The organism is Pseudovibrio sp. POLY-S9 (assembly GCF_001431305.1).
Lineage (GTDB): Bacteria > Pseudomonadota > Alphaproteobacteria > Rhizobiales > Stappiaceae > Pseudovibrio.
On the sequence record NZ_LCWX01000207.1, the window covers coordinates 10,591 to 14,626 of the forward strand.

The 4,036-nt window shown below is 48.4% G+C and carries 5 protein-coding genes; 2 read left to right on the plus strand and 3 right to left on the minus strand.

Features of this window, described 5'->3' with window-relative positions; translation table 11 throughout:
* Positions 1–145: 145 nt before the first annotated feature.
* Both PPL9_RS20985 and PPL9_RS20990 read right to left on the minus strand, forming a co-directional pair.
* The gene (locus PPL9_RS20985; protein ID WP_057464519.1) at positions 146–481 is read right to left on the minus strand and encodes a hypothetical protein; all 336 of its coding nucleotides are present in this window, start codon (positions 479–481) and stop codon (positions 146–148) included.
* Positions 481–825: a DUF2190 family protein gene (locus PPL9_RS20990; RefSeq protein ID WP_057464521.1), complete on the minus strand. Its 345-nt coding sequence runs from the start codon at positions 823–825 to the stop codon at positions 481–483. Before PPL9_RS20990 ends, PPL9_RS20985 begins: the two co-directional genes overlap by 1 nt.
* A gap of 203 nt (positions 826–1,028) precedes the next feature.
* On the opposite strand from PPL9_RS20990, the gene PPL9_RS20995 reads away from it, so the two are divergent.
* Positions 1,029–1,535 carry a TIR domain-containing protein gene (locus tag PPL9_RS20995; protein ID WP_057464522.1) on the plus strand — a complete coding sequence of 169 codons (507 nt, stop codon included), beginning with the start codon at positions 1,029–1,031 and terminating at the stop codon, positions 1,533–1,535.
* A 78-nt stretch (positions 1,536–1,613) separates the two neighbouring features.
* A complete protein-coding gene (locus tag PPL9_RS21000; protein WP_057464524.1) occupies positions 1,614–3,050 on the plus strand; it encodes an SIR2 family protein in 1,437 nt (478 codons plus the stop codon).
* 121 nt (positions 3,051–3,171) lie between these two features.
* Here PPL9_RS21000 and PPL9_RS21005 read toward each other — a convergent pair whose 3' ends face one another.
* A complete protein-coding gene (locus tag PPL9_RS21005) occupies positions 3,172–3,879 on the minus strand; it encodes a hypothetical protein (protein WP_208989521.1) in 708 nt (235 codons plus the stop codon).
* Between the last annotated feature and the right edge of the window lie 157 nt (positions 3,880–4,036).

The following is a 4,036-nucleotide window of genomic DNA, read 5'->3' on the forward strand; positions in this document are numbered from 1 at the left end:
AGGCCGGCGCTTTGGATCTGAGAACGCCAATCATCCTTGAGCCCCTTACCGGCAGAGCGAATGCCTTTGGTGACAGCGTTCTCGGCAAGCTCCAGCTCCTTTGCCATCAGGTCTTCTGGAGAGCCTTTAACGCTGACGAGAAGCTTCATAAGCTGGCGGCTTCTCCCTGCCAAATGAGCCGTTCACGGTCTCGGGCTGGTTCGCCAGTAAGCTCATAGACTTGCCCTGAGGGTGTTCCATCGTCGGCTAAAAGCTCGAAGGTATCGTGTTTGGATAGCTCAGGGACTGCGCTTACCCGCACATCAATGAACATGGCATCTTGTCGAAACCTGCCGCTGTTAAACTGCTGTAGGGCATCGGGGGAGCGTAGGATAATGCGAACTAGCAGGCCACTACCTTCGCCTTGCCTGCGATACAGCGCAGATCGGGCCATGCTGTCATCGGCAAAGATCAGATCAATGGCTGAGGAGAAGAACTCCATCAGCCAAAGGAACCGTTGAGCCGAACTTTGCCGAGAATGTCAGTAGCTCCACCGCCGACAGCTTCGGTAGCCGCGCCGATAAGCGTGTTGTTGGTGGCAACATTGGTGCAGTGTTTGGCCGTGTTGTCCCAATAGACAGCGGTGCCCAGGCTCCAGGCTTCAGAGGGGGCTTTGGTAAGCTCATAGGTGCCAACCAAGTTCAAAACACCGCCTGCGTTTTCTGCGATGTCGCTAGCTGCGACGCCGAAGATGGTGCCGAGTAGGACGCCGTAGCCGGAAGCAACCATCGCGCCTGTGTCGTTGGTGAACGTCAGCGTGTTTCCCTGAGAGATGAAGTTCTTCATGGCTATAACCTTTTCGATGGTTTACTTGAAACGGTATCGTTCGTGCGGAAAGAGAGCGCAAACGTGAGAATGTACTTAATTGTATGATTAAGGATTTATGCAACCTTGAATTGTTTTTTATTCAGGAACATATTAGCAACAATTGGCTCTCCGAGTTTTAGGATTCTTGGTCTGCTTTCTCATCGCAACAAAGGACATTAGCAATGGCGCGCAAAGTATTTTTCAGCTTTCATTTTAAAAATGACCATTCCCGGACACAATTAGTTCGAAATATGAACGCTCTAGAAGGTAACTCCGCAGTTACTCCAAACAAGTGGGAGGAGATTAAGAAGACTGGTGACGCGGCCATCAAGCGATGGATAAATGCGAATATGTCAGGAAAGTCATGTGTCGTCGTTTTGGTGGGAAGTGAGACAGCGTCTCGGCCCTGGGTTAAGTATGAGATCAGAAAGGCTTGGGAGGATGGAAAAGGTGTTCTGGGTATTCACATCAACGGCCTCAAAGACCTAGACGGTAATACCTCAACAAAAGGTGCTAATCCATTCTTGGACTTGAAAGTATCAGAAGGCGATAAAATGGTTACTCTTGGCAAGATCCCACCAATGAAAACGCCTTCTGGAAGCTCCAGTAAGGAAAAATATGCCTCAATCAAAGAGAACGTCGAAGATTGGATAGAGGAAGCGATTTCTATAAGGAAACAATATAAGTAAAGTTTATCAATAGGCTGGGTGGTTTTCTGCTGCGCGGCCACTTTTATGTTTGGAAATATCAGAACCACGAGGTTCATTTTGAAAAAAGATATTAAACTGTTTGTAGATGCTTTTCTTAAGGAGGTTCAGGCTCAAAACGCTGCTGTGTTTTTGGGAGCAGGAGCATCTGTTCCTGCTGGATTTGTAGACTGGAAGGAGTTACTAACGCCAGTCGCTCAAGAGCTAAGTTTGGATATTGAACTGGAAAGCGATTTAGTCGCACTGGCGCAGTTTCACGTTAACTCTAGTGGTATGAATCGCCATGTTGTAAGTCAAGCAATTCTGGATGCGTTGGGTAGGAATGTTCACCCTACTGAAAATCACAAGCTTCTAGCTAAACTCCCCATTTCCACGTTCTGGACGACTAATTATGACAGTCTTATCGAGACATCCATTAGAGATGAGGGAAAAATTGCTGATATCAAGCACTCCGTCAAACAACTAGCAAATACTCGCTCAAAGCGAGATGCAGTGGTTTACAAAATGCATGGTGATGTAGAACATCCACAAGATGCAATAATCACAAAAGATGACTACGAGAAGTACTACCGTACTCATGGTGCATTCATAAACACCCTCTCAGGGGATTTGGTCTCGAAGACCTTTGTATTCATTGGCTTTAGCTTTTCTGATCCCAATCTTGACTACATACTGTCGAGGGTCCGCGTTACCTTTGAGAACCATCAGCGCCGACACTTCGCCTTCTTTCGCAAGCGACAGAAAATGGCGGAGGAATCTGAGGCTGAGTTTAAGCATGCTTCAGTAAGGCAAAACTTGATGATTGAGGATTTGAAAAGATTCAACATCAAGGCTCTGCTGGTTGATGATTACAGTGAAATTACTCAAGCTCTTGAAGAGATTGTCCGTCAGTATAGGGCAAACACCATTTTTGTTTCTTCTAGTGCTTCAGTTTTTGAGCCCTGGGGTGAAAAAGAAGTTGTTACTTTTATGCGGCAACTCGGCTCTATGCTAATTGACGATTCTTTTCGCGTTGCAACAGGGCTTGGATTGGGGGTTGGTAACGCACTGTTTACGGGTTCTTTGGAACAAGTTTATCGTAGTCTAGACAAACATATTGATGAGCACCTACTTATTCGCCCGTTTCCTCAGTTCGTGGATGATGACCACGAACGCCAAAAGTTGTGGGAGGATTACCGAAGGGGTTTTATACCCTCTGCAGGAATAGCATTATTTCTTTTTGGAAATAAGTTGGATAATGAACGAGTAATTAATGCTGATGGAATGCTGCGCGAGTTTGAAATTGCAGCTGAAAATGGCTTAGTTCTGTTGCCTGTAGGTGCTACAGGTTACACGGCGAAACTGCTTGCAGATCGGTTAATCTCTGATCCAAGTGCCTTTCCATCCTTTCCTAGGGATTTGCTGCCCAAAGTTGTTGAGCTATCTAAGCCTGTAAAAGATTTGAGAGAGTTGCTGCAGCCTATTAAAGATCTCCTGACGTTTGTTAGAAAAAAGTGAAGGTGCAACGTTTTGCTGGGCATTAGAGATAGGTTAGCCTTCTAAGAAGGCTTCAGTCCCACACCCGGCTCTGGAGGATCAGGCTGAACTAGTAGTGGCTGTGTCCTAGACCTTTGTGGCATCATCCCGCCGCCGCACCAGGGTTCTTATAGAGCCCACGATGATCAATGGCCTTGGCAGCGAAGTCGTGCCGGGCCTTGAGCTCAATACCGTCCACCTCAAAGCCCGTTCGGGTTTCGGTAAAGACACCTTCCTGACCTTCCAGATAAGCGAACTCCACCGTATCTATGCGTGATGGATCGGCGGCCAGGAACCAGGGATCTTGACCTGATGCCGGGATGAGGCGCGGCTCTTCGATAGGCTCCAGGCGTCCGGCATAGGCGTTGACGTCTGAGGTGTTGGCCGGTGTGGTCGCAGTAATCTGCTTGCGTGCTTCCACCGAGCGCGGACCCGGCGGCGTGATGATGTAGCGTGGTTGGATGGAAATCAGCCTCCCTTCCAGCCCCTTGTGCAAACCAAAGGCGCGGTAGGCCACGGTGAGCGATGTCTCATCAATTTTGGCAGCAGCTCCCAGATTGTTATGCTTTGCATGGAACAGCGCGGTGCCATCCTGCATGACCGGATTGTCCTTGAGAATGGCGTAGACGATATCGCTTTCAAGATCTGCAGCGGACGCCCCGAACGAGCGTGGAATGCGGGTAAAGGCGTCCAGGTCATCATTGATGAGGGCTTGCCGGGTGATGGCGATGATCTTACCGTAAGTGGCGAGCGCATAGACCTCTTTGCCTTCACCCATTGTGCCGTATTGGAATTCACCAGATTCCAGCACTTTTTCAAGATCTGGCGCGCCGCCAAGTTGGGTGCGCTGTACCGGTTTAAAATCAACGATGGTGTCAATGCTGGGTCAAATTTCCCCAAAAGTGCTGGACCAAATTTCCCCAGTTTGAGGTTTGGTGACCAGCCTTTTTTTAGGTCTAGTTCTCCTT

What these genes read in the sequence shown, in the direction of transcription:
- PPL9_RS20985 (WP_057464519.1), bottom strand. Translation starts at nt 481, where the DNA reads ATGGAGTTCTTCTCCTCAGCCATTGATCTGATCTTTGCCGATGACAGC.
- PPL9_RS20990 (WP_057464521.1), bottom strand. Translation starts at nt 825, where the DNA reads ATGAAGAACTTCATCTCTCAGGGAAACACGCTGACGTTCACCAACGAC.
- PPL9_RS20995 (WP_057464522.1), top strand. Translation starts at nt 1,029, where the DNA reads ATGGCGCGCAAAGTATTTTTCAGCTTTCATTTTAAAAATGACCATTCC.